This is a genomic window from Amycolatopsis sp. NBC_00355 (assembly GCF_036104975.1).
Lineage (GTDB): Bacteria > Actinomycetota > Actinomycetes > Mycobacteriales > Pseudonocardiaceae > Amycolatopsis.
On sequence record NZ_CP107982.1, the window covers coordinates 6,804,171 to 6,830,347 of the forward strand.

29 protein-coding genes, 1 tRNA gene and 1 pseudogene are annotated in these 26,177 nt (G+C 67.8%); 12 read left to right on the forward strand and 19 right to left on the reverse strand.

What is annotated here, in order from left to right; genetic code table 11:
* The first annotated feature begins 177 nt into the window (after nt 1-177).
* Nucleotides 178-1,278: a hypothetical protein gene (locus tag OHS18_RS30865; RefSeq protein WP_328613253.1), complete on the forward strand. Its 1,101-nt coding sequence runs from the start codon at nt 178-180 to the stop codon at nt 1,276-1,278.
* 68 nt (nt 1,279-1,346) lie between these two features.
* Here OHS18_RS30865 and OHS18_RS30870 read toward each other — a convergent pair whose 3' ends face one another.
* The 3 genes and pseudogenes from OHS18_RS30870 to OHS18_RS30880 form a co-directional block, all read right to left on the reverse strand.
* Entirely contained in the window at nt 1,347-2,510 is a 1,164-nt protein-coding gene (locus OHS18_RS30870; RefSeq protein WP_328613254.1) for a site-specific integrase, read from the reverse strand.
* On the reverse strand, nt 2,494-2,724 hold the full coding sequence (locus OHS18_RS30875; protein ID WP_328613255.1) for a helix-turn-helix domain-containing protein: 231 nt from the start codon (nt 2,722-2,724) through the stop codon (nt 2,494-2,496). The genes OHS18_RS30870 and OHS18_RS30875 overlap by 17 nt, the downstream gene beginning before the upstream one ends.
* Nucleotides 2,721-4,233: pseudogene (locus OHS18_RS30880) on the reverse strand (DUF3631 domain-containing protein). Before OHS18_RS30880 ends, OHS18_RS30875 begins: the two are co-directional and overlap by 4 nt.
* 25 nt (nt 4,234-4,258) lie before the next feature.
* On the opposite strand from OHS18_RS30880, the gene OHS18_RS30885 reads away from it, so the two are divergent.
* The 5 genes from OHS18_RS30885 to OHS18_RS48610 all read left to right on the forward strand — a co-directional run bounded on the left by OHS18_RS30885 (nt 4,259) and on the right by OHS18_RS48610 (nt 7,721).
* The gene (locus OHS18_RS30885) at nt 4,259-4,759 is read left to right on the forward strand and encodes a hypothetical protein (RefSeq protein WP_442875288.1); all 501 of its coding nucleotides are present in this window, start codon (nt 4,259-4,261) and stop codon (nt 4,757-4,759) included.
* A gap of 65 nt (nt 4,760-4,824) precedes the next feature.
* The gene (locus OHS18_RS30890) at nt 4,825-5,274 is read left to right on the forward strand and encodes a hypothetical protein (RefSeq protein WP_328613257.1); all 450 of its coding nucleotides are present in this window, start codon (nt 4,825-4,827) and stop codon (nt 5,272-5,274) included.
* A 55-nt stretch (nt 5,275-5,329) separates the two neighbouring features.
* Complete coding sequence (locus OHS18_RS30895) at nt 5,330-6,187, forward strand: ATP-binding protein (RefSeq protein WP_328613258.1); 858 nt, start codon at nt 5,330-5,332, stop codon at nt 6,185-6,187.
* Nucleotides 6,073-7,521, forward strand: a complete 1,449-nt coding sequence (locus tag OHS18_RS30900; protein ID WP_328613259.1) for a tetratricopeptide repeat protein — start codon at nt 6,073-6,075, stop codon at nt 7,519-7,521. The genes OHS18_RS30895 and OHS18_RS30900 overlap by 115 nt, the downstream gene beginning before the upstream one ends.
* A 20-nt stretch (nt 7,522-7,541) precedes the next feature.
* Nucleotides 7,542-7,721, forward strand: coding sequence for a tetratricopeptide repeat protein (locus OHS18_RS48610; protein ID WP_442875435.1), 180 nt, complete (start codon nt 7,542-7,544; stop codon nt 7,719-7,721).
* A 326-nt stretch (nt 7,722-8,047) separates the two neighbouring features.
* Here OHS18_RS48610 and OHS18_RS30910 read toward each other — a convergent pair whose 3' ends face one another.
* The 3 genes from OHS18_RS30910 to OHS18_RS30920 all read right to left on the reverse strand — a co-directional run bounded on the left by OHS18_RS30910 (nt 8,048) and on the right by OHS18_RS30920 (nt 10,519).
* The gene (locus OHS18_RS30910) at nt 8,048-8,920 is read right to left on the reverse strand and encodes an MmyB family transcriptional regulator (protein WP_328613261.1); all 873 of its coding nucleotides are present in this window, start codon (nt 8,918-8,920) and stop codon (nt 8,048-8,050) included.
* A gap of 66 nt (nt 8,921-8,986) precedes the next feature.
* Entirely contained in the window at nt 8,987-9,790 is an 804-nt protein-coding gene (locus OHS18_RS30915) for an SDR family oxidoreductase (RefSeq protein WP_328613262.1), read from the reverse strand.
* 117 nt (nt 9,791-9,907) lie between these two features.
* Nucleotides 9,908-10,519 carry a TetR/AcrR family transcriptional regulator gene (locus tag OHS18_RS30920; RefSeq protein ID WP_328613263.1) on the reverse strand — a complete coding sequence of 204 codons (612 nt, stop codon included), beginning with the start codon at nt 10,517-10,519 and terminating at the stop codon, nt 9,908-9,910.
* A gap of 107 nt (nt 10,520-10,626) precedes the next feature.
* On the opposite strand from OHS18_RS30920, the gene OHS18_RS30925 reads away from it, so the two are divergent.
* From OHS18_RS30925 to OHS18_RS30935, 3 genes are all read left to right on the forward strand, one after another.
* Nucleotides 10,627-11,361, forward strand: a complete 735-nt coding sequence (locus OHS18_RS30925; protein WP_328613264.1) for an SDR family NAD(P)-dependent oxidoreductase — start codon at nt 10,627-10,629, stop codon at nt 11,359-11,361.
* Between the two features lie 474 nt (nt 11,362-11,835).
* Entirely contained in the window at nt 11,836-12,003 is a 168-nt protein-coding gene (locus OHS18_RS30930; protein ID WP_086679331.1) for a DLW-39 family protein, read from the forward strand.
* Nucleotides 12,004-12,035: 32 nt separating this feature from the next.
* Nucleotides 12,036-12,108 (forward strand) — tRNA-Ala (locus tag OHS18_RS30935).
* 64 nt (nt 12,109-12,172) lie between these two features.
* On the opposite strand, the gene OHS18_RS30940 is transcribed toward OHS18_RS30935, so the two are convergent.
* The 9 genes from OHS18_RS30940 to OHS18_RS30980 form a co-directional block, all read right to left on the reverse strand.
* Nucleotides 12,173-13,366, reverse strand: coding sequence for a tyrosine-type recombinase/integrase (locus OHS18_RS30940; RefSeq protein WP_328613265.1), 1,194 nt, complete (start codon nt 13,364-13,366; stop codon nt 12,173-12,175).
* Nucleotides 13,366-13,635: a helix-turn-helix domain-containing protein gene (locus tag OHS18_RS30945; protein WP_326945435.1), complete on the reverse strand. Its 270-nt coding sequence runs from the start codon at nt 13,633-13,635 to the stop codon at nt 13,366-13,368. Before OHS18_RS30945 ends, OHS18_RS30940 begins: the two co-directional genes overlap by 1 nt.
* Nucleotides 13,636-13,759: 124 nt before the next feature.
* Complete coding sequence (locus tag OHS18_RS30950) at nt 13,760-14,038, reverse strand: hypothetical protein (protein ID WP_328613266.1); 279 nt, start codon at nt 14,036-14,038, stop codon at nt 13,760-13,762.
* A 1,349-nt stretch (nt 14,039-15,387) separates the two neighbouring features.
* The gene (locus OHS18_RS30955; protein WP_328613267.1) at nt 15,388-15,609 is read right to left on the reverse strand and encodes a hypothetical protein; all 222 of its coding nucleotides are present in this window, start codon (nt 15,607-15,609) and stop codon (nt 15,388-15,390) included.
* Between the two features lie 715 nt (nt 15,610-16,324).
* Nucleotides 16,325-17,782 (reverse strand): DUF3987 domain-containing protein, encoded by a 1,458-nt coding sequence (locus OHS18_RS30960; RefSeq protein ID WP_328613268.1) that lies wholly within the window; start codon nt 17,780-17,782, stop codon nt 16,325-16,327.
* Between the two features lie 220 nt (nt 17,783-18,002).
* Complete coding sequence (locus OHS18_RS30965; protein ID WP_328613269.1) at nt 18,003-18,221, reverse strand: hypothetical protein; 219 nt, start codon at nt 18,219-18,221, stop codon at nt 18,003-18,005.
* Nucleotides 18,222-18,759: 538 nt separating this feature from the next.
* Nucleotides 18,760-19,137, reverse strand: a complete 378-nt coding sequence (locus tag OHS18_RS30970; protein ID WP_328613270.1) for a hypothetical protein — start codon at nt 19,135-19,137, stop codon at nt 18,760-18,762.
* Nucleotides 19,137-19,544 (reverse strand): hypothetical protein, encoded by a 408-nt coding sequence (locus tag OHS18_RS30975; RefSeq protein ID WP_328613271.1) that lies wholly within the window; start codon nt 19,542-19,544, stop codon nt 19,137-19,139. Before OHS18_RS30975 ends, OHS18_RS30970 begins: the two co-directional genes overlap by 1 nt.
* Before the next feature lie 2 nt (nt 19,545-19,546).
* A complete protein-coding gene (locus tag OHS18_RS30980; RefSeq protein ID WP_328613272.1) occupies nt 19,547-19,807 on the reverse strand; it encodes a helix-turn-helix transcriptional regulator in 261 nt (86 codons plus the stop codon).
* A 180-nt stretch (nt 19,808-19,987) separates the two neighbouring features.
* Between OHS18_RS30980 and OHS18_RS30985 the strand changes: the two genes are divergently transcribed.
* Nucleotides 19,988-20,347 (forward strand): GntR family transcriptional regulator, encoded by a 360-nt coding sequence (locus OHS18_RS30985; RefSeq protein WP_328613273.1) that lies wholly within the window; start codon nt 19,988-19,990, stop codon nt 20,345-20,347.
* Between the two features lie 243 nt (nt 20,348-20,590).
* Nucleotides 20,591-21,823 (forward strand): helix-turn-helix transcriptional regulator, encoded by a 1,233-nt coding sequence (locus OHS18_RS30990; protein WP_328613274.1) that lies wholly within the window; start codon nt 20,591-20,593, stop codon nt 21,821-21,823.
* A gap of 212 nt (nt 21,824-22,035) precedes the next feature.
* On the opposite strand, the gene OHS18_RS30995 is transcribed toward OHS18_RS30990, so the two are convergent.
* The 4 genes from OHS18_RS30995 to OHS18_RS31010 form a co-directional block, all read right to left on the reverse strand.
* Nucleotides 22,036-23,427: an alpha/beta fold hydrolase gene (locus OHS18_RS30995; RefSeq protein ID WP_328613275.1), complete on the reverse strand. Its 1,392-nt coding sequence runs from the start codon at nt 23,425-23,427 to the stop codon at nt 22,036-22,038.
* Between the two features lie 230 nt (nt 23,428-23,657).
* Nucleotides 23,658-24,296: a pyridoxine/pyridoxamine 5'-phosphate oxidase gene (locus OHS18_RS31000; RefSeq protein ID WP_328613276.1), complete on the reverse strand. Its 639-nt coding sequence runs from the start codon at nt 24,294-24,296 to the stop codon at nt 23,658-23,660.
* 1 nt (nt 24,297) lies between these two features.
* Nucleotides 24,298-24,933: a hypothetical protein gene (locus OHS18_RS31005; protein WP_328613277.1), complete on the reverse strand. Its 636-nt coding sequence runs from the start codon at nt 24,931-24,933 to the stop codon at nt 24,298-24,300.
* A gap of 103 nt (nt 24,934-25,036) precedes the next feature.
* Nucleotides 25,037-25,447, reverse strand: a complete 411-nt coding sequence (locus OHS18_RS31010; RefSeq protein ID WP_328459137.1) for a DoxX family protein — start codon at nt 25,445-25,447, stop codon at nt 25,037-25,039.
* Between the two features lie 163 nt (nt 25,448-25,610).
* Between OHS18_RS31010 and OHS18_RS31015 the strand changes: the two genes are divergently transcribed.
* The gene (locus OHS18_RS31015; protein WP_328613278.1) at nt 25,611-26,144 is read left to right on the forward strand and encodes a DUF2020 domain-containing protein; all 534 of its coding nucleotides are present in this window, start codon (nt 25,611-25,613) and stop codon (nt 26,142-26,144) included.
* The last annotated feature ends 33 nt before the right edge of the window (nt 26,145-26,177 follow it).

Consider the following 26,177-nt stretch of genomic DNA (forward strand, 5'->3'; position numbering starts at 1 on the left):
CCAACGGGGAAGGGAGGTCACTGGGCTGGTGTCGTCTCAGACATCACCAGTGTTAGGCGGCGCCGCTGGATCGTGATCGAGATGCCTTAGAGCCGGAACCTAGCTCGCCCGACATCTACCTACGCGCGATCCTCAGCTGCTCAACGTCGCGGTAGGCAAGCGCCTATCGTCATCCTTATGAGCGACGAAGGTCAGGAACGGCAGCGGATCGGCCTGGTCTGGATGGTCTTCTGCACCTTGCTGGGCCTAAGCGTCCTCTATGTCGCAGTGAAGGGCCAGGAGTGGTGGCAGTGGCAGGGCATCTGGCCAAGCATCCTGACCAATGCTGGTACTGCGTTACTGCTTGCGGCCCTGCTCTTCATCCTGGAACGTCGCTTCACCGGTCGTGTCATCCGGGCGAACAGGCGCGCTGTTCGTGAAGCTGCTGCCGAGGTCGAAGAGAACCTCCAGCATCGGACGGAAGAGCTGGCAGCCCGTATCGACGAGCTGCAAACCCAGGTTGACCAACGGATGCGTGCGCAGGCCGAGTCTCAGGACGCGGTGGTCGCCGATCTGGACGCCCCAAGTTACAAGTCGGTCGCGGCTGCGCTTGTCGAGGCAAACAAGCTAGAAGCGATCAGCAATGGACATGTCACCGTGCAGGCCACCTCGGACCCGGAAGGCATCGGGTTCACGTTCAAGTTCGGCACCTATCCTGACGTGGGTGCGAACGGATTTCGGCCAGGTTTGCGGTTAGAGATCACCGCTGTGCTGCGGCACGATGTGCTGAAGCGGGGTATCGGCGTCCCGATCATCGAGGAGGAGTGGCGGCCGGAAGACCAGTTTGCCGACGTAGCGTCGAGAATGAATGCTCAACTTCAGCGTGCTGGCTACTGGACTGGCCCGGACACCGTTGACTGGTCGATGGTCATGCGTAACCTTCAGCGCAGCCTCGAATTGTCGATTGCCTCCCGGCGTGGGGACACACTGCCATGGCGCCTACACGGACCGTTGATCCAGCTCATCGGGAGTGACTGGGCCATCACGGAAGCAGGCATCGAGGCTCGCCACAACAGCAGCGTGATTGTCGACGAAGCCGAGTTTCCTGAGAAACCCTTCGGAGTCAGGCGTGACCCCGACGCAGCAAAGTGGAATCCGGACTATCCCGATGGACCAGCGCCTCCTGAGTGGCCAACGCTCGTTCGGCTCGGGCGAGGATGCTTCCCGCGCGGGAGGTTGGGCGTGTATCTCGGGATGCCGCATTGGCTGCCGTTCACCGGCGAACATGTACCCGACTGACGACGCGGCGCCGATTCGCCGCGGCGGTCATGGCCAGGTCCGGCCGCAAGCCGGCCCTGACCGTCTTGCTACGCCGCTCCGTCGCGCGTGAAAATGTTGTCCATTGTCTCGGCGCCGTGTTGGATCACCGGTCGCAACTGGTGGCGATAGACCTTCTCCGTCACTGTCGTGCCGTTGTGGCCGACGAGGCGTGAGATCTTCTCAATCTCCATCCCACTGTCGGAGAGAAGCGACACGAAGCTGTGCCGCAGCTCACGCGGTGTCCACTCCGTCGGTGTGAGGCCCGCCTTTTTGAGTACCCGTCGGAACGCTCGTCGGACGTTGGCCGCGTCAAGCTCGCGACCGACTGCAGAGGCGAACACCAATCCGTGCTCCTCCCAGTTATCACCGGCCAACTTGCGCGCAAACGCCTGCTTCTGCTGATGGGCCCGCAGCGCGTCCACGCACCGCCGTGGAAGCGCGAGCGAGCGACGCGACTTCGCCGTCTTCGTGTCCCCGCCTTCCCGCACCGAGCGCCACACCATGACATGCGGAGGGATCGGTGGGGTCAGGCCCGGCCTGCCCTCCAAATCCGTGTGTGACCAGGTGAGCGCCCGCATCTCCTCGGTCCGAGCCCCGGTCAGCAGCGACACCACGATGTAGGCGCGCATTGAGGTGAACTCGGCCGCTGCAAGAACGGCCTCGGCCTGCTCGAACGTCAGCGACTTCGACGGCCGGCCTGCCCGCCCCTCCGGAACCTCACACAGGAGCGCGACGTTGCGTTTGATCTTCTCTCGCTTCTGCGCCCTGGCCAACGACCGCCGGAGCAACGACAGCAGCTCTTGCAGCGTCCGCGTCGACACGTCCTTCGCCCGGCCAGCGAGCCAAGTGTCGACCTCGTCCGCGGTCAGCTCACGGGCGTTGCGACGTCCGATGAGCGGAACGATGTGCTTGTCGGCGAGGATCGTCAGCTTCTCCACGGTTGAGGCCGACCTCCGGGGCAGGCCGTGCGCGAGGAAGTCGCGCACCGCCTGAGCCACCGTGAACGACCGGTCTTCCGGCGGAAGCCCGTCGTCGTACTCGCGGAGCATCTCCTTGAGCCGGTCCTTCGCCTCGGTCTTCGTCTTGCCGTTTGCGGTGCGGACCTTCCGTTTTCCGGCCGGCGTGTAGCCGACCGTGATCTCCGCGATCCAGCGCTGACGGCTCTCCGACCAGCGGATGCCGCCGTCTCCGCGGCTACGCCGTTTCGTCATAGCTGACCTCCGCTTCCTTCATGAGCAACTCGACGTACTGCTGGATGGCGACGGCCGGCACCAGCCGGGCGCGTCCCTGCTTGACCGAGCGCAAGCGTCCCGAGCGGAGCTGCTCGTAGATGACTGAGCGGCTCATCGAGAGCAGGCGCATGGCTTCGGTGATCCGGTAGAGGTGCCGTTCGGGCACGGCGACCGGCATGGGTACGGCGTTCATCGATCCCCCTCGTTGTCGTGGTCCGACTTGGCCGGCGCGACGTCCGCGACCTCCGCGACCGGGCTGGTCAGCACGCGTGCGAGCGGCTGCTGGGTGCCGCGACCGTCCGCGACCTCGGTTGCGGAGGTCGCGGCCAAGCTCGACGAATCCGCGGCACCCGAAGCGGCGCTGACCTGCGGGGTCGCGCTGGTCGCGGCAGTCGCGCCCGATTCGGGCGGCAGCAGGTAGCGACTCCAGGCATCGGCGAGTCCGCCGTCGCCGTCGATGCGGTAGCCCTTCAGCGTCTTGCCGTTGACCTTGAGGTCTTTCGGTCGGACCAGGTACCGGTCGAGTTCCTTCGCAAGGCGGCGGCTGTCGAGCGGTTTGCCCTGCAGGTCCGTCCACGGGCCGTCTTCGATGGCCTGAAGCTCGCGGATCAGCTCGGTCGTCACCATGCGGTCGGTGTTCTCTGCGGCGAAGATCTGCCGGACGTCGGCCAGGAGCCGCACGCCGATCGACACGGGTTGTGCGGTGGCTTCAAGCACGAAGTGCCGGCACGCCCGCCGCGCGGTCTCCGGCCAGTGCCCGCCGGCCGCATCCGCGATCGCCAGGAGTGGGCGCCAGATCTCCGCGGCGCGGTCGCGCACACCGTCCGGTCGGTCGGGTCGTGCGCGGCTCACCTGGTCGCCGACGCGGCCGACCCATTCGGCCAGCTCGGCGCGCACGGGCGCCGACTCCCGTTCGACGTCCTCTTCGATGAACTCCTCGACCACCTCGTCAAACCGGCGCTTGCGCATGTGGACGGTGATCGCCCGCGTGGTGATCGTGTCCGGCATCCCGCCGGCGATTCCGGCGAGCGCGACCGGCGCGTAGACCGGGAACCGCGTGACGTTCATGCTCTTGGCGTCGCCGACGCACCGCGTCACCGTGGCCGAACGCTTGTAGCCCGCGTTGAGCAGCGCGCGGAGGTCTTCGTGGTTGCCGCCCGTCTTCGGGTTGAACACGGCGTCGATCTCGTCGAACAGCAGCGTCATCGGGCCGTCGGCCAGCATTCGGAAGATCGCAGCCGGCGTGATGCTGATGGTCATCTCTGGTTTGGCGACGAGGTACTGAGCGACTTCCAGGACGCGCGTCTTGTCGCTGCCGGGCTCCGCCGAGTCGAGGATGAGCCTCGGCGTGACGTACAGCCGGTCGGCGATGTGCGTGTGTGCGTACCAGAGCGCGAGCGTTGGCGCGGCGTGCTCGTTGGCGAAGGCGGAGAAGCGCCACGAACGTCACGACCGCGTCCAAGACCTCGTGACCCGGCTTCGCGAAGGCGCCGGTCGAGGCTGGCCCGAGCCACATCAGCGGCGTGACCGGCGCGGCCTCTGGAAGAGACTCGTCCGGCTGGGCGCCGCCGTCCTCGGCCGGTTGGGCCGCGATGTGGCGGCCGCGCCAGACGCGCTGGCAGTTCGAGCAGAAGTCGCCGGACGGGGAGTTCGCGCGCACGCAGGCCCTGTCCGGCCTCGGCGCGCACAAGCGGGCGTCCAAACTCGCCGAACGAGCGCTGGATTACGTGCCGGCCGACGCCCACGACGTCCGCGGCGCGCTCACCCTCACCACGGGCTACACCGAATCGGTTCTGGGCGGCGACGCAACCGCGGCGCTCGACGAGGCTGCCGGCCTGGCCGAGCACGTCGAGTACGGCAACCGGAACTTTCTGCTGTTCAGCCCGGCCAACGTCGTGCACTGGCGCATCTCATCAGCCCTCGAACGCGGCGACCACGCCGAAGCCGTCCGACTGGCGGCGACCGTTGACCCGGCCGAGCTCACCATCGACTCGCGCCGCACAACGTTCCTGATCGAGCACGCCCGCGCGCTCTTCGGCATCCGCCGCCCCGATGAAGAAGTGCTGGCCTTGCTGGTTAAAGCCGAGAAGCTGGGGCACATCCGAACTCGCACGAATCCGTTCGTCCGCGAAATCATCTCCACAATGCTGGCCCGCGCTCGACGTGAGGGCGTGGCCCGCGAGGTTCGCGGTATGGCCGACCGGATGGGACTAGTCAAGAGCTCCTGACACCGTTCGCTTCAACGACAACGTCAGGCGGAACGTCAGAGGGGCAGGTTCAATTCTTTGGCAGCTTGCCCGATTACCAGGACCAGTTATGGCACCTCGCGGCGATGACGTACATTCTGGTGCCTATCTACGGGCCGGTGGAAGCTCGGGAAGGGGAGCCGGAAGTGGACATCGAGCTTTTGGCAAGTCAGGTCGCGCCGTTGGTGTCGGCAGCAGTCGTGGCCTATGGGACAGCTGCCTTGACCAAGGCAGAGGATGCCGCGGCGACGGAGACCGTGAAGCTGGGTCAGCGGTTGCTGGGCAAGCTGCTCACGCGGAAGTCCGCGGCGCCCGGCGTTAGCGGAGCAGTCACCGACCTCGCTGCTGCGCTTGAGGACTCGGATTTTCAGGCCGCATTGCGCGCGCAGATCAAGAAGGCCTTGTACGAGGACGCGGAACTGGCGGATGAGCTGGCGGACCTGCTGCCGGAGAAGGCGCGGCCTGCGGTAACCGCTGCGATGGGGGGATCTCTGTAGGTGGCGACAGCAGCGGGATCAACTCCACAGGGAACGACGCCATCAACCTCCAACGGTGACGACTCCGCCGTGCCGCGACGAATATCCCTCCACCTCTAGCGCGCTACCGCCGAATAGCCGCGGAATCGGGCTGGGCGGCGACAGCAGCGGCATCAACTCCACCGGCGACAACAGCATCAACATGCAGGTCGTGCACGCAGCACCAGTCATCATGCCGATGGAACAGGTCATCCCGTTGTCGGCCCTGGGTAACACACCCGCCGTCCCGGATGTGTTCGTGGGGCGCGAGGAGGACTTGCAGCGGGTTGAGTACGCCATGGCTGGGCCGGGGCCAGTCGTAGTGACCGCCGTGCAGGGTCTCGGCGGAGTGGGTAAGAGCACCTTGGCTGCGCGCTACTCCGCACTTCATCGTGGCGAGCATTCGCTGGTGTGGTGGATTACGGCTGACGCGCCGTCAGCTATCGAGATCGGTCTGGCGCGGATGGCGGTCGCGCTACAACCTGCCGTGGCTGGTCTGGCGTTGGAACAGCAGACCGAGCACGGCATACGCTGGCTGTCGTCCCATCCTGGCTGGCTGTTGATCTTGGACAACCTTGAGGCACCGACTGACGCGTCGATGCTGCTGGAGCGGATGTCCCATGGGCGCGTACTGATAACTAGCCGCCGCGCAGCGGGTTGGCACTCTACTGGCACCGCGTTGCCGTTGGACGTACTGGATCCGGACGACGCGGTAAGCATGCTCACCCGAATCATCGTCGGCTCCCGGCCTGCCACGGATTGCGCCGGCGCCGTCGACCTGTGCGCAGAACGGGGTGGCTTCCGCTGGCCATCGAGCAGGCCGCCGCCTACATCGCTCAGGTTGGCATTACTCCCGCCGACTATCAGGACCTGCTCAAGCGATATCCGGCGGTGATGTACGCCGAGACCGTTGAAGGCGGCGACGCACAGCGCACGATGGCTCGGATCTGGCACATCACCCTCGACCGTCTGGTCGACACTCCTGCTGCCGGACAGGTCTTGCGAACGTTAGCCTGGTACGCGCCCGTCAATATCCCGCGTACCTTGCTCAATGGCATCGCCGACGAGCCGACCGTGCTGCGTGCCATCGGCCGATTGAGCGCCTACAACATGATCACCACACACGAGGATCAGATCAGCGTGCACCGCCTGGTACAGGCCGTTACGCGCACTCCCGCAGTTGGCGATCGTCACCGCGCCGCAGAAGATATCGCTGCCGGTCTCACTCAAGCCGTCGCCGACGTCGCCGACGCTATCGTCGAGCTCGAATATCGGAATCCCCATTCGTGGAAGGTATACCGGGCACTGGCCCCTCACGTGCAGGCACTCACCGCCCACACCACCGCAGACAGTGACACCGTCACCACCGCTCTAGTACTTCTCCAACTCGGACGCTTCCTAAGCGACCAAGGACGACTGACCGAGGCCATCGGTTACCTCCAGCGCAGCGCCAGAAGCCGTGAGCGGGTATTGGGTACAGACCATCCCGACACCCTTATTTCCCGCAGCAGCCTGGCTTCCGCCTATCGAGTCGCGGGTGATGCAAGTCGTGCGATTCCCTTGCTCGAAGCTGTTCTGGCCGACTGTGGGCGGGTGTTGGGTGCCGACCACCCCGAGACTGTGGGTGCACGTAGCAACCTTGCCCAGGTCTACTTAGCAACGGGCGACGTAAGGCGTGCGATCCCGCTATTCGAAGCTAACCTGGCCGACTGTGAACGGGTCTCGGGTGCCGACCACCCCAACACCCTTGCTTCCCGTAACAACCTAGCCGCTGCCTACCAGGATGCGGGTGATGCAAGTCGTGCGATTCCCTTGCACGAAGCTGTTCTGGCCGACCGTGAGCGAGTGTTGGGTACTGACCACCCCGACACGCTGATTTCTCGTAATAATCTCGCATCCGCCTGCCGAATCGCGGGTGATGCAAGTCGTGCGATTTCCTTGCTCGAAGCTGTTCTGGCCGACCGTGAGCGAGTGTTGGGTGCTGACCACCCCGAAACCTTGACTTCTCGTAACAGTCTCGCCTCTGGCTATCGAGCAGCGGGTGATGTGGGGCGTGCGATTCCGTTGTACGAAGCTGCTCGGACCGGCCGTGAGCGAGTATTGGGTGTCGACCACCCCCACACTCTGATTTCCCGTGGCGACCTCGCTGGGGCCTATCAGACAGCGGGTGATGTGGGGCGTGCGATTTCCTTGCTCGAAGCTGTTCTGGCCGATTGTGAGCGGGTTTAGGTGCCGACCATCAATTCACTCTGGGCTCGCGCAACAACCTCGCCTACGCCTACCGAGCTGCGGGTGACGTAGAGCGTGCGCTGTCGTTCTACGAAGCCGCCCTTGCCGGCTTCGAGAAGTTGCTTGGCGCTGAACATCCGACTACCGAAGGTGTCCGCAGAAATTTGCGCTACGCACGTGGTAGCGAGGCCGCCTCTTGAGTGCTCGTTCAGCTGGCCCGGCAGGTGTGGTTCTCTTGGCCGAAGACTACCTGGTCAACTGCTTGTAGCGGCCTGACGAACCGCCTGACAATCACCCTGCATTGTCGAGTACCTCGGCGGACGTTCACGGATGCTCGATCCGCAGGTCATTGAGTATCGGCCTTGATCACGAACGGGTGATCCTGCCCTGATAGCGAAGAGGTCCCAGGTTCAAGTCCTGGTAGGCCCACGCAAGTCAAGCCCGGTTCGCGATGTGCGAGCCGGGCTTTTGCGTGACCTGGGTGACAAACCGGGTGACTGTCACCAACCCCGGTGATCCTTGGCGCTCATCGCACCAGCTTCTCCTGGCCGGCCGCCCACGACGCCAACAGGGCCAGACCGTCCGCGGTCGCCGTGCCGGCGGGCGCGGTGTAGACGGTCAGGTGCAAGCCGGGTTCGGCGGGTAGCTCCATGGACTCGACGTCCAGGTCGAGCTGGCCCACCACCGGGTGGTGCAGACGCTTGCGTCCGGAGCGGTGGAGCCGAACGTCCTGGGATGCCCACCGCCGCCGAAACAGTTCGCTGCGGGTTGACAACTCGCCGACCAGGGCGATCAGCTCCTCGTCGTGCGGATCGCGACCGGCTTCCATGCGGAGCTTCGCCGCCACATCGCAGGCGATTCGGTCGTAGTCGACGAAGAACGTTCTCGCCGATTCGGGATCCAGATATACGAACCGCGCGGTGTTCGCCGGCCGTCGCGTGTCGGCCAGCAGCGGGGAATACAGCGCGCGGGCGAGGTGATTCACGGCCAGCACGTCATAGCGGCCGTTGCAAATCCACGCCGGCGCATCCGTGATGGCGTCGAGCACCTGCTGAAGCGCCGGACGCACCGTCAAAGCGGGTCGCCGGCGGCGTGGACCGCTGGGGGCCTTGGACTGCCGCGCGAGGTGGACGAGGTGATCGCGCTCGGCCTCGTCGAGTTGCAAGGCGGAGGCCAGCGCGGCGAGCACCCCGTCGGAGGCGCCGGCGAGGCTGCCGCGCTCCATACGCACGTAGTAGTCGACCGATACCCCGGCCAGGAGAGCTACCTCTTCGCGACGCAGACCTTTGACCCGGCGGTTGCCGCCGTAGGCGGGCAGTCCGGCCCGCTCGGGCGTGATCCGCGCGCGACGGGAGCGCAGGAACTCCTTGATCTCGGTGCGCAGGTCGATCGTGGCCACCTCGTCACGGTAGGCCCTGTCCGCAGGCGAAGGGAGGTTCTGCTGGTACCCGCCTCGCGCCGACGCCTAGGTGCCCGTCGCGGTCGTGGCGATGCCGCCGTCGACCGGGATGATGGTGCCCGTGAGGTAAGTCGCGGCCCGGCTGGCGAGGAACACGGCGATACCGGCCATGTCGTCGTCGCGGCCGAGCCGGCGCAGCGGGGCCTTCGCCGCGATCGTGTCGCCGATGGCGTCGAGCGTGGACGCCATCATCTGCGACGGGAACGGTCCTGGGGCCACCGCGTTCACCGTGACGTGCTGTGGACCCAGTTCTCTCGCAAGCACCCTGGTGAGTTGGTGGAGTCCCGCTTTGCTGCTGGCGTACGAATAGTTGGGCGACGCGGCGACATGGATGGCGGCGATACTGCCGATGTTGATGATCCGCGCGGGATCATCGGCGGTGCCCGCCTTGCGAAGTGCCGGGAGCAGCGCCTGCACCAGCCAGAACGGCGACTTGAGGTTGAGGTCGATCACCGAGTCCCAGGCCTCGACCGGGAACGTCTCCAGCGGCTCGCGCCACATCGCTCCCGCGTTGTTGACGAGGATGTCCAGGCGTTCTGAGTCGGCATCGACAAGATCGGCGAGACGCCGGCACTCGTCGTACCTGGACAGGTCGGCGGGGATTGCTCGAACGTCGCCGAATTCGGACAGCAGACGCTGTGCCTCCGCGCATGTGTCCGCGTTACGTGAACTGATAACGACGCGGGCGCCCGCCTGCAGAAGGCCGCGCGCGATCATCATTCCAATTCCCTTGGTGCCGCCAGTGACAAGTGCGTATTTCCCGCTCAGATCGAAAAGATCTGCGTGAGCGGTGAACTGGTTGTCCGCCATTGGTCTTCGTCCCTTCTGTCGTGGAAGCAGATTGACAGGCTTCCTGGACAGCTGGGAGACCCTGGTGAACCAGGTACTGTGAGAGCCACCCTTACCTGGTGCGCTGCCCGGTCGTCATCACCCGCGCGAAGCACCGGCCGGTGCTGCTGCGGGGATGGCGTTGTCGACGAGGACAGCGGCGATGGCGGCGGCGGTGGTGAACGCTTCGGCGTTGAGGACCCGGCTGCGGGCCGAGGCGCCGTCCAGCAAAAGCGCCAATTGTTCGCCGAGCTGTTCGGGGTCGGCGGCGCCGGCTTCGCGGGCGGTTTCGGTGAGCCGGGCGGCGAAGGCCTTTTTGTAGTCGCGGGCGTGTACGCGTGCCGGGTGGCCCGGATCGGGGATTTCGACGGCCGCCGCGATGAAAGGGCACAAGGGCGAGTGCACGTCGAACGCGCCGAGGAGTCGTTCGCGAGGTGTGAGGTCGGTGCGGTCGAACACTTCGGGCAGGACGTCGGGATCGAATCGGCGCAGGCATTCGGCGATCAGCTCGTCCTTGCCGGCGAAGTGCTGGTAGAGCGTGCGCTTGGACACCTCGGCCACCGTGCAGAGCTGGTCCATGCCGGTGCTGTTGATGCCTTGATCGCGGAACAGCTGCTGTGACGCGCTGAGGATGCGCTCTCGTGCGCCCCGGCCGCGGCGCAGTCCTCGCGGCCCCTTCTCCGACTCTGTCACAACCCCAGCGTAGCGCACTCGGGTACCGATCGGTGTGCATAGCTTGCGCCCTGCGCGACGCCTCGCTACGTTAAGCACTCAGATCGGTGTACATAACATCGGCACGGCAGGTGAACGGAGTGATCGTGGGAAAACTCGATGGCAAGGTCGCGGTGATCACCGGCGCGACGAGCGGGATGGCGCTGGCCGGTGCGAAGCTGTTCGTCGACGAAGGGGCCTACGTCTTCATTTCGGGCCGGCGGAAGGACGCGCTGGACGAAGCCGTCAAGGAGATCGGCCGGAACGTGACCGGTGTGCAAGGCGATTCGGCGGACCTCGATGACCTGGACCGGTTGTTCGAGACCGTCAAACGGGAAAAGGGCACAGTCGACGTGGTGTGGGCGAGTGCCGGAACGGGCGAGCAGGGCAGGCTCGGTGAAATCACCCCGGAGCAGTTCGATGCCGCCTTCTCGCTGAACGCGCGCGGCACGCTGTTCACGGTCCAGAAAGCGCTTCCGCTGTTCAACGACGGCGGCTCGATCGTCATGACCGGGTCGAACGCGTCACTCCGCGGCTACCCCGATTGGAGTGTGTACGCGGCGAGCAAGGCCGTGCTGCCCGCCTACGCGCGGGTGTGGGTGGCCGAACTGAGGGACCGGAAGATCCGGGTGAACGTGCTGACCCCCGGCCAGGTCGCCACGCCGATTCTGGCGGAGGTCATGGACGAGCAGGCGAAAGCGCAATTCGAATCGGTGATCCCGCGGCGAGAGATGGGCCGCCCTGAAGAGATCGCCTCGGTCGCGTTGTTCCTCGCCTCGGACGACTCGAGCTACGTCAACGGCATGGAGCTGGTCGCCGACGGCGGCACCACGGTGATCTGAGCGCGCGCGGTTGGTTCCTGACCCGGCGTTGTTCCGTTCCGGGGGTTTCTTCCTAAATTTTGGTCAAGTGGCGGTTCCTTCGCCGTCGTCTTCCCTTACGTTGACTGGGACGAAGGGGGCTTCTCATGGGTTGGGTCATCGCCGGGACCATGATCGTGGTGCTTCTGTCCATCGCCCTGGTCGTCGATCTCAAGGACCGGGGGCGCGAAGGGAAGCGGATCGTTCGGCGCCGGTGATCAGCGCGTACAGGTCAGCCCTGCCGGGAAGAGAAGGAACCGGCAGGGCTGAGTGCGTGGTCGACCACTCCGTATAACGACGTCATAGGCTGCGGTATTTCCGGCCTGGTGTGACGTGGGTTACCAGTGTTCCCAGTGGTTCCACGTGGAACAGCGCGCTCCGGCACCGCCCGACCTCCGGCCGGGCGGGTGCAGTAACATCGCGGGGTACGGGAAGCAAGCTGAGAAGGGGGCTTCGGTGAAGAAGCTGCTGGCACTCGCGGTCATCGCGGGCGGCGTCTTGTTCGTGGTCAAGCGCAACAAGGCGGCGAAGGCCGAGGCCGACCTCTGGCGCGAGGCGACCGCTCCGGTCCCCTCCAACAACGGAACCACCCCGGCCAAGCCGGCGGGCGCGTCCCACAACTGAGTCTTCGTGCGGGCGGTTCGCCGCCCGCACCCGGGGCTGTAGCTCAATTGGTAGAGCACCGCCTTTGCAAGGCGGGGGTCAGGGGTTCGATTCCCCTCAGCTCCACAGTGCTGTAGACGTGACGAAGGCCAGGTCAGAGGGCATTTCCTCCGACCTGGCCATCGTCATATCAGGCGGCCGTACCTCCCGCCGTGCCCCCTGCGTGCCCTTCTCCCCGGCTACGCGCCCGCCGGCGGGCGCGTTTGCCCTCCGGGCGCTTGCGTGCGGACTCGATGTTGCGGCTCATCGAGTCCGCGATCGTGTGGTCACGCTCGCGCCGCGCCCGCTGGTAGAGCAGCGCGGCCCGCGTCGTGGAGTGGCCCATCCGCGCCATCAGCTCGCGCGTCGTCGCGCCGCCTTCGGCGGCCAGCTCGTTGCCGCTGTGGCGGAGGTCGTGGAAGTGCACGTCGTCCGGGATCCCCGCGGCCTTCTTCGCCCCCACCCACAGCCGTCGGAAGTTGTGCCGACGTAGCCGGCCACCCTGCGGGCCGACGAACACCAGGCCGTCCGCGCCCGGTTCGGCGTACCGCTCGACGTGCTCGCGCAGCTCCGCCACGATCGCCCGGGGAATCGCGATGCGACGCTTTCCCGCCTCGCTCTTCGGCCCTTTCACGCGCGGCCCGCCCTTGACCTCGGTTTGCGAGCGGAGGACGCGAATTTCCCGGCGCTGCAAATCGACGTCGCGCCGTCGCAGCGCAGCCAGTTCGCCGAAACGCGGTGACGTGAACGTCGCCAGCAGCACGAGCATCCGGTACCGCGGCTGCATCGCGTCGGCGAGCTTGTACACCTGCCCGATGGTGAGCACCGGTCGTTCAGCGGAGTTGTCCTCGCCAGCGCCCTTGATCCGACACGGGTTGCGCTTCACGATCCGGTCCTCATCCACGGCCGTGTTGAAGATCGCCCGCAGCAAGCGGTACGCCTTCGCCACGGTCGGCTCACCGACCTTCCGCGCCAGCAATTCGCTGCGCCACTTCCGCACCGTGGCTTCCTTGATCGCGGCCACCGAAAGGCCGTCGAGTCGCGTTGTCGCGAAGTGGTTGCGCACGATCCCTTCGTAGCGCTCGCGCGTCGAGTCGCTGAGTTTCCGTTCTGCTACCCACGTTGTGGCGTACTCGATGAAACTGGCCTTTCCCGACTCGGGGCTCACCCAGTCGTCTTGGGCAATCTCCGTGCGCTTCGCAGCGAGCCATTCAGACGCCTCGCGACGCGTCTTGAACGTGTCCGGCGCGGGCCGGAGCAGGCCGTCCGGCCCGGGATAGCGAGCCTGGAAACGGCCGGACTTCAAGGGGCGAATACGGCCCCAATCGCGGCGCCGGTCAGCCATCAGGCCACCTCCTTTCGCCACTCCGGCCGTGGTCGGACGGTGCGGGCTTCGATGTAGGCGGTCACGACGCTTTCGGCTATGCGGACGTGACGACCGACCTTCACGAACTCGATGCGCCTCTCCTCGATCAGGCGGCGCGGGAACCGGACGGAAGTGCCGAGCATTTCGGCCACTTCCTCGACTTTCAGGTAGTGCTCTCGTCGTGGCGTGGTGCTGTCCACAGTGGTCTCCAGGTCTCGCGGTGGGCGGCGAACGGCGCGCTTCGTCATGGCGGTGGGTCCTCTCCCACCCCGGTCGGCCGGGGCGAATTTGGGCGTGCGGGGTCGCCGTGCGGCCAGCTGGTGGCGCACGCTGCGGTGTCACTTGGCGGGTGCGTTAGGTGGTCGTGGTGCTTCAGCCCTCCGGCAGGGCGTTGATCCATTCGGTGAATCGGTTGCGGGGGATCTCCCAGCCGTTCGCGGTGCGGACCGCGGGAATGGTGCCGTCTTCGACGTAGCCGCGGGTGAGGTCGGCGGACAGGCTGATCAGGTAGGCGGCCTGCTCGACGGTGTAGGTGGTCGCGTCCGGGTCGAAGGTCGGGACGGGGCCGGTGAAGGGCGCGTCGTTGTCGGGGTGGCCGGCCGTCGTGTCGGCGGTGGTGGGGCTGGGGAAGCGGTACAGGCGTGCGGTCATCGGTGGTTCCCTTCGGGTGTGCTCCCTGCCCGGCGGCGGCCGGAAAGGGGCGTGCGGGGTCGCCGTGCGGCCAGCTGGTGGCGCACGCTGCGGTGTGAAGCTGCTCGGTTGGTGTTCTGCCCCTCTGCCAGCCTTGGCGAGGTGGCTGGGTCAGGAAGCTGGCAGGGAGGGTGAGGGCCCGGGGTGCCCTGCCGTATCCGCCTAGCGTCGTGGTGGCGTCGGCGCCCCGGAGTGCCGCTGTGGCGCGGTTTCCGGGCCGGTGTCGCGTGTGGACGCTGGGTGCTAGCTGCCTGGTCGGGTGGCGGTTCGGGTGCTAGCGGGGACGCTAGATCTAGCGTCGGCGCACGCTAGGTGCCGGCCGGACGCTAGGCGGTCCGCGCCCGGCTAGGCCTAGACCCTCGCGGTGGCGCTGAGGGCGGCTGTGGGGCGGTTTCACGGGGTCTCTCCGTTCGAGGGGTCTAGGTGCCTAGGTGGCTGGTCAGCGGGTACGGAGGGTCTAGGGGAGGGGTCTAGACCTAGACCCCCTGCGGTCTAGGACGGCCGGGTCGAAAGCGCGAGGGAGGGAACCGCGGTGAGGGGCGCCAACCCCGCGAATCCGGGGGGTTCTGGCGGCCGGATTCCCTTCAGTCCCTTGGCTCCCTTGACTCCCTTCCGGGCGTGTCTGCGCAGCTCAACCCGAGGGAGTCGGGCAAGGGAGCGGGGAAGGGCATATGCCCTTGACCTTCGGCGGCTCCCTCGCCGATTCCCTTGTGGCTCCCTCCGGTCGCGGCAGTCACCGCGACGGCGAAGAGGGCCGCTTCGCACCGGTCGAGCCGGGCGATGGCGCGGCCGGCCAGCTCCCGGAGCCGGGCCGCGCTCGAGTAGGTGATCCGGACGGCGGCCGACGCGTTGACCATGGGCGTAGCTCCTTCCTGTTCCTTCCGGCCGGCGGAGCTGCCGGGCGGGTTAGGTCGTGGGTTAGGTCGAGCGGGCCGGGTTAGTTCCGTAACCCGGCGGGTTAGGTGCCCGAATGTGGCTCTGACCTGCGCGGGTTAGGTGGGTTAGGTCGCGGGGGCGGGTTAGGTCGGGGCTCCGGAAGCGGCTGAAACAGCGGTGCGGAGACGACGTGCGGCGACCTAACCCGGGCGTCCCGGGCGAGTTACAGCCCGAGTTACAGCGCGGATTACGGCCCGGCGACCGAATTACAATTGTAATTCGGGGTTACAGGGCTCCGTCATCCCTCTGACCTGCGGAAAGTTACCAAAATTACGGGAACGACGGGGTCGCGAGGTGCCTGGGAGCGGGCTCCAGGAGCCCGGTTTCGCGGGTGCGCGCGAGTCGCGTAACCCGTAATTCGCCGCGTGTTGAGATCAGGTCGGGGCTCCGGCGGTGCGGGGCCGGGGCGGTTGGCCGGCGGGGGTGATGCGGGTGGACAGCTGGTGGTCGATGGCGCGCATCGCGGCGTTCAGGAGCCACGCGAGGCCCACGAGCGGTTGCCGGGCGAGGTGCAGGGCGAGGAACAGGCCGACGGCGAGGACGAACGCGGACAGTCGCCACGGGCCGTAGTGGTCGAGGACGTCGGACACGGACATGGGTGCCTCCCGGGCGAATGAGTTGGGGATGAGTTGCCGGATGAGTTTTGCGTTTGCTAATGAGCTAGCTCATTTTGCGGACGAGTTGCCGGATCCCGGCCCTGGCCTGCGCGAATGAGCTGGAATGAGGCGAATGAGCCGGATGAGTTGGCCTGGCCGGCCAGCCCCAACCCCCCGGTTTCAGGGGTATCGGCGCGGGCCGGGCCGACTCATTCGGGGCGTCCGGCACCCCGAACCTGCTCGGTTGCTGTGCGTGCTCGCGCTGGTGGGCGTCGGGCGCTGCGAACGCGGACATCGGTCCTCCACCGGTGGTGGTGCGCGGGCGAGGGGAACGGGAGGGGAACCGGCGGGGGAGCCGCCGCGCCGGGGAAGGATCTGCTTCCCCGGCTCCCCTCCCGCCTTCCCCTATCCCGACCTGCGGTTTCGGTGCGGTAGGGGAAGAGGGGAGCGAGGGGAATGGCTTCCCGCGGCCCCCGGTTTCGAGGGTTTTCGCGGTGTCGGGACGGGTGGGTGGTGCTTCCCCTCCGCAGGGGAGCGGTGGTGCGCAGTACTGGGGCGTGCGCGGTAAGCGCGGTAGCGCGGTAATTGCCTGACCTACGGTTATGCGGCAGGGTGAGCGCGACTTACCGCGCACGGTGCGCGGTAAGTCGGAAACCTCGCCAGCGTTTTTGCTGGTCAGCGACTTACCGCGCTACCGCGCTTACCGCGCGGGGGGTCAGCCGTCGCGCGGGACTTGCACCGCGGTCACCACCTCGGTGGGGCGCCCCTTCCCGGCCGCCGGGCGCTTGCCGACGACCACCCGCCCGGCCTCGATCAGGGTGGCCAGGTTGCGGCGCGCTTCGTCGTTGGCGCGCTTGTGCTTGTGGCAGTAGCCCTCCCGGATCTCGTCCCGGGTCCGCCCGACTGCCCCGGCGTCGGCTATCCAACGGAGCAGCTTCGCGGCGGCCTGGTCGTTGCTAAGCGCAGTCCGGGCCGACGCGATCGAGTACCGCACCAGCGCGGCGGCGGAGACCAGGTGCCGGGTGTCGATCGCCGTGGCCCCGTCCAACGCGGTGTGGATCGCCGCGATGCGCAAGCAGTACGGCGCGGCGCGGGAGATGAACTGCTCGACCGCCGGGGCGTCGCCGGTGTCGGTGCCGAACTCGACGTAGAGCCGCCGCCACAAGTCGTTGCCCGCGGCGGTGAACCCGATCGCGCCCAGCTGGCCGCCCTGGTCCAGCCGTTCGGCCAGCTCCGCCCCGATGCCCTTCACGAGCGTGTCGGGCGCGCCCTGCCCGCCGGGCAGGAACCGGGTGCGCGACACCATGACCGGCAGGAACCGGTTGTACGTCCCGCCCGCGAGGTCCGCCGCGCTGACCTTGGCGCGGAACTCCTCCGGCGTGATGTGCCCCAGGATGCCCACGTGGGACTCCGGCGCCACCCGGGCAGTGACGGCCAATGTGGACAGGTCTCCGCCCTCCCACCCGGCGCGCAGCGTGGCGGACAGGCTGTTGCCGTCGCGCTTCATGCGCTCCATCACCCCGGCCCACTCAGCCTCGAACACCAGCAGCCGCCGGTCCCCGGGCGGCAGCCGGCCGCCCGCGCGGCGCTTGCCGCGTGCGGCCGGGTCGTCGTCCTCTGTGGACTCGGTGGGGTCGTCGGTGAACAGGTTGGCCAGGCCCTCGCCGGAGGTGAGTCCGGACCGCTGGTTGGTGACCATGAAGTCCGGGGCCGCCGCGACGGCCAGCCGCCGGGCGCTGGACCACCCGGCGCCCTTGCGGCCGGAGTTGGTCTTCCCGATCACCAGCGGCCAGACCAGCAGTGGGTGCAGGTCGTCTCCGGCCCGCACGTGCGGCCCTTGCCCGAGGTGGACTCCGGCGAAGCACAGCAGTGAGGCGAGGACGTTCACGGGGTCGCCCTCGGTGTAGTCGGCGACGGACTCGACCAGGCCCCCGAGGTAGCAGTCGAACACGGCCGGGTCGATGGCCGGGAGCGCGGCGCGAGCCCGGCCGATCTCCGCGATCGTGAACGCCTCCGCTGCGGCATCGTCGCCGGTCCCGACGGGTGCGGACCGACCCGGACCGTGCCCGTCCGGGTCGGACTGGACCGTGTCGGGGGACGGTTCGTGAACGGTGGCGGCGGTGGTGTTCGTGACGGCCCGCAGGTGCCGCCCGAAGGCGTCTGGCTGGGTCACTGGTGAACCTCCGATTGTGCGGCCCGGGTCCAGGGCGAGGGATGTGGACTGGTGCTGGTCACGGCCCTGGACTCCACGGCGGGTCGTGCGGGTGGATCGGCCACCTCGGGGTGGCGTGCTGGTGTCGAGCGTGCCGTCGACGCGGGGGCACAGGTAAGGCACACAAGGGGGCGCACTCGTACACAGCGGGGCGCAAACGCGGCCCGGTCGGTGTGCCCGGTCAGGCGTCGGGGGCGGGTTGACCGTCGCGGACGGCGGCTTCGAGTTCGTCGTAGATGTCCACGCCGACCAGTTCCGCGGTGCCGTCGGGGCGGGCGAGGAACACGGGGACGTAGAAGCGGCCGAGGCCGTCGGTGAGCACGTTGACGGTCAGCTCGACCGGCTGGCCGGCCGGGTCGCCCGAGGTGGCGGGCTGGGGCTGGTGGTCGTGCTGGGGCATCACGGTTTCCCCTTACGGGATCGGGTGAGTTGGTGGGTGAGCGAGCGGGTGAGCGTCCGGGAACGGGCGTTTCGGCCAAGTGCGCCGGGGAGTGCATCGGCGGCGGCGAAGTGCATATGCCCTTCGCCGCGCCCTTACCGGACGCCCTTGGGGTGAGCTGGGAAGACAGGTCGTGAAGTGCGTGAAGTGCGTCAGTGCGTTGCCCCTCGATCAGGGCCGGAACCTGCCGAAATCGAGGTGATCGAGGGGGCGATCCGGCGCACTTCGCCGGGCGTCTGGTCCGTCCTGCGGGCCAGGGTGTCCGTTTTGCCGGGGTGCGTTGGGGGGTGAGTTTGCGGGTGAGTTCGGCCGGAACCGGGTGAGGTAACGCACTCGCGGGTGAGTTGCCGTTTCAGGGGGTCTGACCTGCGGAAGTAAGTTCGGGTGAGCCGAGTGAGGTGGGTGAGTTGGCTTCGGGGAGGCCCCGAAAACCCCCGATTTTGCGTGTTCGGCGGGGCCGGGTTCCGGCTCACCCGCCCCCGGCGGGAAGCGAGCAGGGTCAGCGGTCGCGGTGGGCGGCCCGGCATACGGCGTGGGCCAGCTTCTGGCACCTGTGGGCGGTGCGGGGCGGCCACACCGTGTCATCGCCGATGCGGTGCCACGCGGCCAGCTCGCGCAGCTTGGCCCGCCCCAGTGCCTCGATGCCGGCCAGGGCCTGGCGGGCGGACTGGTCGACCAGCAGCCCGTACTCGCCCGGTGCCGGTCCGCCGTAGGCGATAGCCAGGCCGAGTTCGTCGGCGGCCAGGGCGACCGGCCCGCGCCCGGTGTCGGCCGCCCACAGGCCCACCCGGGTCACGGGCGTGCCGTCGGGCCCGGGCTCCGGCGGGGCCGGGGCGAGCGCGACCCCGGAGGTGGTGGTGAACCCGGGCGCGGTCATCACGCGGCCTCCGGCGAGAGCCGGGGGGCCGGGACGTCGGTGTCCGTGGCGAACACGCGAACCGAGCAGGTCCAGGCCAGGTCGAGGCGTTCGCTGTCCCAGGTGCCCGACTCGATCCCGGCCAGCTTCAGGCGTTCCTGCTCGATGGCGAAGCCGCCCATGGCCCACGCGGACTCGATCACGGTCCGCCGGACCAGCGCCGGGTCGGCGAGCCAGTCGATCAGGTCCTCGCGGCTGGACCCGTCGGTGACGTACATCAGCACCGCCGTGATGTCCTCAAAGGACAGCGGCACGCCCATGGTGATGGTGGTGACGACGCGGGACTGGTTGCCCTCGCGGTGGGCCGGGGCGAACTCGACGCGGTGGCCGTTGACCTTGGCCAGGGTGGTGGGGAGTGTGGAAGTCATGATCAGGCCACCTCCGCCGTCTCGTCGTCGGCCGATTCCGGGGACTGGCCGCCCTCGACGAAGTCCGCGTAGCCGCGCTCCGCGCAGGCGTCGAGCCAGACGTTCACGGAGTGGCCCGGGATGCGCACGGCGCCCTTGCCGGTGCCGATCTTCAGGGCGTCCAGCTCGCCGGAGGTGATGGCCCGGTAGACCGTGGAACGCGAGACGTCCAGCAGTTCCGCCAGCGCCTTCACGCGGTAGATGGCGTTATCCTCAACTCGCATCGTGGCTCCCAAGGTTTCGATGTAGGCCCCGGCCGGTGTTGCTGCACCGCCGGGGCCGCTTGCGTTGTGCGTGCTCTGTGCGACACCAGAGACGTTAGGCAACGTAGACAACATAGCCAAGATATCTCGGCTATTGTCACCTAGATGGAGTAGTTGACTAAGTCGTATAACCTGGCTGACATGGACAGACTCGATCCGGCCGACTCTCGCGCGCCCTACCTGCAAGTGGCCGGCCGACTTCGGGGGGCGCTCCGGGCGGAGACGTACCGGCAGGGCGACAAGCTCCCGCCTCACCAGGCCATAGCCGATGAATTCGGAGTGTCGGTGGGCACCGTCAAGCGGGCATATGCGCTGTTGCAGGACGAAGGACTCATCGTGACCAGGCAAGGCCAGGGCACGTTCGTGCGGGCCTCTGGCGACGCGGTACCTGGTCCGGTCGCCTCGGAAGCCCGGTCGGCCGGAGCGGACCTGGTCGAGCAGCTCGCCGAGGTCAAGGCGAGGCTCGACAAGCTCGAACGGCACGTTGGCCTGCACGGCTAGTTCCTGGCTGTCTGCCATTGCTGTCGTACCTCCGTGCGTCTCCGGGCGGCCGGTGTTGCTACCGCCTCTGCTGTTGCTCATAACGATCGCTGTCACGGAGGGTCGAAAACAGTGTCACTAGACGTGACACGTCTGGGACACGGTGATACGCCAGCATCACCAGCGCATCACCGCGTGACACTTGGCCGGGGTGCCACACTGGAAGTGCAGGTCAGGCCGACGACCGCGAGGGAGGGCACGGGTATGAGCAACGATCAGCCGACGTGGGCGCGGCGCATCCGGGCGATGCGTGAGGCTCGCGGGTGGTCTCAAACCGAGGCCGCCGAGGCGATGCGTAAGCACTCTCCTCGAACGCTTCCTGAGACGGATCACCTGGCCCGGCGCTGGAAAGCCTGGGAGCTGGGGGAGAACAAGCCCAGTTCGCAGTATGCGCAGATCATTGCGGCCACGTTGAACACGGTGACCCAGTCGCTTTTCCCGCCGGAGCAGAAGGCCGACGCGGGAGCCGAATTGCTCAGTGCGACGGGAATGGACACATTGGAGATTGTGTCTCGCCTTCAGCAGTCGGACGTTAATGACGCGACGCTGGAGGCAGTTCGGATAACGGTCGACCGACTTTGCTCTGAATACGCACGGCAGCCCCCGTTTGAGCTGATAAACGAGGGTCGGCAGTGGCTCCGTCGGCTGGTCGAGATGCAAGAACAGCGACTCAATTTCCGTCAGCGTCGCGATACGCTGGAGTTGGCGGGCTGGCTCGCGCTTCTCGTCGGCTGTTTGGAATACGACCTTGGTGACCGACGGGCAGCCGAAGGCACGCGTCAGGCTGCATTGAGTCTCGGGCGTGAAGTCGGTAGCTCAGGGATTCTCGGATGGGCTCACGAGATGACTGCATGGTTTGCCCTCACAGCGGGCGACTACCGCGGGGTTCTCGCGGCCGGCCAGGCCGGGGAATTGGCCGCCGACAACCACAGTGTGTCAGTGCAGCTCATTGCGCAACAGGCGAAGGCGTATGCCCGAATGGGGCGGCGAGCGGAAATGGAAACGACGCTTGAGCGCGGTCGCGTGGCGCTCGACAGGATGGAATACCCGACCAATATCGACAACCATTTCGTGGTAGACCCGTCCAAGTACGATTTCTACGTAATGGACTGCTATCGCCACATTGGCGAGGACCGCCAGGCGCGAGAACTCTCGGACGAAGTGATACGGGTCAGCTCCGGGTTCAATAACCAGGACCGGTGGCCGATGCGCATCGCCGAAGCGCAGATCACGCTGGGCGTCGTCGCGGCCCGAGAGGGCGACTTGGACGAGGCCGTGAGCTACGGGCGCCGCGCCATCAGCACGGGCCGCAAGTCCCTCCCGTCGCTGGCGATGGTCTCGGAGGACCTCGCGGCGGTGCTTCGGGAGCGGTACGCCAGCGAACCCGAGGCGACCGAGTACCTGGACCAGCTGCGCACGATCCAGCGGACTTCGTGACGCGTGCCCCTGGCGTGCCCGATGGGTGGGGGACGACCGGGGACTCACGGGGAAAGGTGTCGCAAAACCGCAGGTAGACGCGTCGTGAGATCTCGGCAGGTCACCAGGGTTCTGCGGCCGGACATTTGCAAGGCGGGGGTCAGGGGTTCGATTCCCCTCAGCTCCACGACCCCTCAGGGCCAGGTCATCCGTTGACCTGGCCCTGAGGTCGTTCAGCCGAGGAATCCGATCACCGCGTCGCGGCCCGCGTGGCCGAGCTCGCGGTTCTGGATCGAGTGCGACGCCCCGGGGACCACCACCAGCTTCCCCCGCGGTGCCTGGCGAGCCTCTTCCTTCGCCCACTCCAGCGGGGTCGACAGGTCGTGGTCGCCGTTCAGCAGGAGGACCGGGACGTTGGGCAGCCGTGATGACGGGTTCGATCCCGGACGCTCGGCCGGCCACGGCAGGCAGCTCTGGATGAACCCCTGCTGGGTCGCCACCGCCGTCGTGTACGGCCACGTCGCCTGCGGCGGCAACGCGCGCGCGGTCAGCGAAAGCAGCGGCTGGCGCAGGGAAACCGGCGTCGCCGCCGAGCCCCAGGGGAAGCGCTGGTCCGCGCACAGCGTCGCCGCGTGGAGGCCGGCGCTGAACGACGCCGGGTTGTCGCCGCCGGACTTGTACGCTTCCAGCAGGTCGTCCAGCGGTCCGTTCGAGCCGCCGCGGGCCGCGTGGAGGGCGCCGATGATGTCGCCGGCCGCCGGGTTGCGGTACGACGGGTCGCTGAACTCGTACGAGACGATCGTGTCGAAGATCTTCACGCCGTCCGCGGTGCTCCGGTGGCGGACCACCCACGCGAGGTCTTCCGCCGGGTCGTAGCCGCACGCCGGGGGCGTCGCGCAGGCCAGCCGCAGGACGCGGGCCTCGGCCTGGAGGCCGGTCAGGTACAGCGAGGCCGACGCCGTCGCGTGGTGCGGCAGCACCGAGTCCAGCACGACCTTGCTGACGTTGCCCGGGTGCGCGATCGCGTACCGCGCCGCCGTGAACGAGCCGTACGAGACGCCGTCGACGACCATCTTCGGCACGTTCAGCGCCTGCCGCAGCTGGTCGAAGTCCTCGACGGTCTGGTCGGTCGAATAGAGCGGCGCCGTGTCGCCGAGGATGCGGGCGCACTCGGTGACCGCCTCCGGCGTCGGCGTCGCGATGTCCGAACTGCCCATCTGCGCCTGCAGGCCCGGGCACAGGAGCGCCCCCGACGGGCCGGTGCCGCGCTGGTCCAGCATGACGAACCGGTAGTCCTTCGCGACCTCCGGCAGCCGCTGCGTGGCGATCCGCGTGATGGTGCCGACGCCGCCCTGGCCGGGGCCGCCGGTGAGGAACAGGAGCACGCCCTTCGGCGCGTCGACGTTGTCCGCGGCCGCGATCGGCAGTTTCAGCGTGCCCGGGACGCGGCCGGTGTGGTCGAGCGGGACGGTCAGGGTCGAGCACGTGAAGCCCGGCTGTCCCGGGCACGGGTGCGAGTCCGTCAGCGCCGGTCGTCCCCCGGGACGCGGGCCGGCCGCGGCCACACCCCCGAGCGCGGCGGTCAGCGCCAGGGCCAGTCCGGCGGTCAGCAGTTTCGAACGCATGATCCATCATGGCCACACCGGCCCGGGTGCCGTAAACCCCCGAATGGACCGACTCACCGGCGTACGCAGGAACCTTCACCCGCCGGGTTCGGGGGAGTTGTCCCGCCGGTCGCCGTCGGACCGCGTGCCACACAGCCGGCCGTCCGGTAGCTCGCCACACACGGTCTTGGCCGGTGCCGCCGTTTGTCGGATTCCCCGCCTGCCCGCACCGGCGGGTCAAGGCCCCGGTGTCAGGGCCACAGCCGCTCGCGGACCCATGCGCCGTCGGCCTTCCGGTACCGCAGCCGCACGTGCCGGCGATCGTGGCTCGCCTGCCAGAACTCGACCTCGTCCGGGTCGACGAGGTACCGCGTCCAGGTTTCCGGGGCGACGCCTGGGTTGTCCGCCACCCAACGCGCGGCTTCCGCGGCCGCGGTGTCGAGTTCGGCCGGGTCGCGCAGCACCTGCGACTGGTGCCCGATGAACGCCTCGACGCGCGACGCCGGCGGCCGGGCCAGGAAGTCCTCGGCCGACACCTCGGGCGTGGCGGCGGAGACCGGCCCGCGCAGCCGCACCTGGCGGCCGCGGCCGGGCCAGAAGAACGTCAACGCCGCGCGCGGATCCTTGCGCAGCTGCAGGCCTTTCGGGCTTTCCGAGCTGGTCGCGACCGCCCAGCCGCCGGGGCCGACGTCCTTGAGGATCACCACCCGCGCGTCCGGCGCGCCATCGGCGTCCACTGTGGACAGTGTGACGGCGTGCGGTGCCAGCACGTGCTCGCCGGCTTCGGTCAGCCACTCCAGGAACAGCTCCCGGGGGTCCGGTGACGCCGTTTCCGGCGTGAACGCCGGGAGTTCTTCGGGGAACGACGGCCATCCGCGCAACGCGACCATGTCAGTAACCGTACGGGGGCTGGTTCTGCGGCGGGTAGTACGGCTGTTGCTGCTGCCAGCCCGGCGGCGGCTGCTGGCCCGGCTGCTGACCCGCCGGCGCCGGCGGAAGCTGTTGCTGCTGCTGCGCTTGCTGCCACTGCACCTGCTGGTAGACCTCGGCGGGCTGCGGGAAGCAGTACGTCAGCTTCGCGTTGACCGAGCCCTGCACCGCGGCGCCCCAGAACTTCCCGCCGACGAACGCGTACATCTGCCCGGCCGAGACGTCGACGGCGACCATCCGCGTCTCGCCGCCGAACTGGTTGCCCGACTTCGCCGACGCTGCCTGCGCGGCGTCCGGGTGGACGCGCTGGCCGATGAGCCCGGCGATGACGACCGAAGCCGCCGTCCAGCCGACGGTACCCATGACGTTCGCGCGGGCGTGCTGCGTCGCGCGGCCGGTGAAGTCGTACAGCGCGGCGGCGGTGACCTCCGGGACGGCGCAGGCGACCACGCAGTAGTTCATCGTCGAGAGCATCACCGACTCGGTGAACAGGCCGACCACGGCGACCGCGGGCCCGAACTGCACGGAGTTCAGCCGGCCACCGGAGCGCTGGATGCGCTCGGCCACCGCACCGAGGTACTGCTCGGAGGTGAGCACGCCGGGGGACCTCCCTCACCGAACACGAACACGGACGAACAGACGGGCACCGCCCGGTCATGGTCCCATGCCGGGCGGCGCCGACGTCGTCAGGCCGGTCGCGTCACGCTGCGGTTTCCACCCGGGCGGGGGTCCGGCGGAACGCCCCCGCGATCGACCACCGGCCGCGGTCGGCGAACGCGATGAGCAGGAAGCCCCAGCAGAACAACGCGGCCGCCTCGCCGCCGTTCTCGATCGGCAGGAGCCCGCCGCCCTGGTGCACGGTGAAGTACGCGAACGCCATCGAGCCGGAGCAGAGCACCGCGGCGGGCCGGGTGGCGACGCCGATCGTCACCAGCACGCCGCCGACAACCTGGATCACCGACGCCCACCACGACGGCCACGCCCCGAAATCTGCCGCTCTGGCCCCGAAGAGGCCGAAAAGCCGCGAAGCGCCGTGGCACAGGAACAGGAAACCGAACACAATGCGGAAGAGCGCCATCACGTGGTCTCGACCCTTGTCGAACAGCGTCATCATCGTTGTCTCCCAGGCTGGCTGTTGGAAAGAAACGTGACAGCCAGGTTAGGAGACCCTAATCCTCCAGGGAACACAATGTGTGATTGGTCCGATACTGAGCGGTACTTGAACTTTCGACCGCACTCGGTCGTGTGACTGGACATGATTGACTGAGCGCGCTATGCGACGACTCGTACTTCTCGCGCCCGCCGTGGCTCTCCTCGCCGGCTGCAGCGCCACCATCGTGTCCGGGACCGCGACTCCCAGTCCGCCGTCCAAGTCTGCCGGCGCGGCGGCGGGCACCGAACTACCACCGGATCCGCAACCGGGAGCGACCGAAGACTGCCCGTACCTCGACAGCCAGTTCGTGGCCGATGCGAACGGTCAGCACGTTTCGAAGGTACGCGTGTCCACCGACGAGCCCCATCCGGCGTGCTTCTTCTACCGCCCGGACGGCAAGATCCAGTTGACCGTCCGGGTTTACGTCGGGGCGGCCGCCGTCGCAACGGCGCTGGTCAACCGGGCGGCGCCGGTCGAGACGTCCAACCCGGCCAGCGACCCGACCGGCTGGAAAGGCGGCTACCAATCCACCGACGACGGTGCCGTCTACGCGGTCTCGAAGGGGACCGCGGCGGTCGTCGCGACGACCAACCAGAAACAGAGCGTGAAGGCACGCTCTGTGGTCAGGAAGGCCATCACCGCCCTGAAGCTCTAGGTAGTCGTAGCCACACGGGTGAGTGAAGTTGAT

What these genes read in the sequence shown, in the direction of transcription:
- OHS18_RS30875 (WP_328613255.1), bottom strand. Translation starts at nt 2,724, where the DNA reads ATGAACGCCGTACCCATGCCGGTCGCCGTGCCCGAACGGCACCTCTAC.
- OHS18_RS31000 (WP_328613276.1), bottom strand. Translation starts at nt 24,296, where the DNA reads ATGGTCGCGTTGCGCGGATGGCCGTCGTTCCCCGAAGAACTCCCGGCG.
- OHS18_RS30980 (WP_328613272.1), bottom strand. Translation starts at nt 19,807, where the DNA reads ATGCGAGTTGAGGATAACGCCATCTACCGCGTGAAGGCGCTGGCGGAA.
- OHS18_RS31010 (WP_328459137.1), bottom strand. Translation starts at nt 25,447, where the DNA reads ATGACGCTGTTCGACAAGGGTCGAGACCACGTGATGGCGCTCTTCCGC.
- OHS18_RS30940 (WP_328613265.1), bottom strand. Translation starts at nt 13,366, where the DNA reads ATGGCTGACCGGCGCCGCGATTGGGGCCGTATTCGCCCCTTGAAGTCC.
- OHS18_RS30865 (WP_328613253.1), top strand. Translation starts at nt 178, where the DNA reads ATGAGCGACGAAGGTCAGGAACGGCAGCGGATCGGCCTGGTCTGGATG.
- OHS18_RS31015 (WP_328613278.1), top strand. Translation starts at nt 25,611, where the DNA reads ATGCGACGACTCGTACTTCTCGCGCCCGCCGTGGCTCTCCTCGCCGGC.
- OHS18_RS30915 (WP_328613262.1), bottom strand. Translation starts at nt 9,790, where the DNA reads ATGGCGGACAACCAGTTCACCGCTCACGCAGATCTTTTCGATCTGAGC.
- OHS18_RS30995 (WP_328613275.1), bottom strand. Translation starts at nt 23,427, where the DNA reads ATGCGTTCGAAACTGCTGACCGCCGGACTGGCCCTGGCGCTGACCGCC.
- OHS18_RS30965 (WP_328613269.1), bottom strand. Translation starts at nt 18,221, where the DNA reads ATGCCCCAGCACGACCACCAGCCCCAGCCCGCCACCTCGGGCGACCCG.
- OHS18_RS30945 (WP_326945435.1), bottom strand. Translation starts at nt 13,635, where the DNA reads ATGACGAAGCGCGCCGTTCGCCGCCCACCGCGAGACCTGGAGACCACT.
- OHS18_RS30955 (WP_328613267.1), bottom strand. Translation starts at nt 15,609, where the DNA reads ATGTCCGTGTCCGACGTCCTCGACCACTACGGCCCGTGGCGACTGTCC.
- OHS18_RS30870 (WP_328613254.1), bottom strand. Translation starts at nt 2,510, where the DNA reads ATGACGAAACGGCGTAGCCGCGGAGACGGCGGCATCCGCTGGTCGGAG.
- OHS18_RS30990 (WP_328613274.1), top strand. Translation starts at nt 20,591, where the DNA reads ATGAGCAACGATCAGCCGACGTGGGCGCGGCGCATCCGGGCGATGCGT.
- OHS18_RS30975 (WP_328613271.1), bottom strand. Translation starts at nt 19,544, where the DNA reads ATGACTTCCACACTCCCCACCACCCTGGCCAAGGTCAACGGCCACCGC.
- OHS18_RS30985 (WP_328613273.1), top strand. Translation starts at nt 19,988, where the DNA reads ATGGACAGACTCGATCCGGCCGACTCTCGCGCGCCCTACCTGCAAGTG.
- OHS18_RS30950 (WP_328613266.1), bottom strand. Translation starts at nt 14,038, where the DNA reads ATGACCGCACGCCTGTACCGCTTCCCCAGCCCCACCACCGCCGACACG.
- OHS18_RS30970 (WP_328613270.1), bottom strand. Translation starts at nt 19,137, where the DNA reads ATGACCGCGCCCGGGTTCACCACCACCTCCGGGGTCGCGCTCGCCCCG.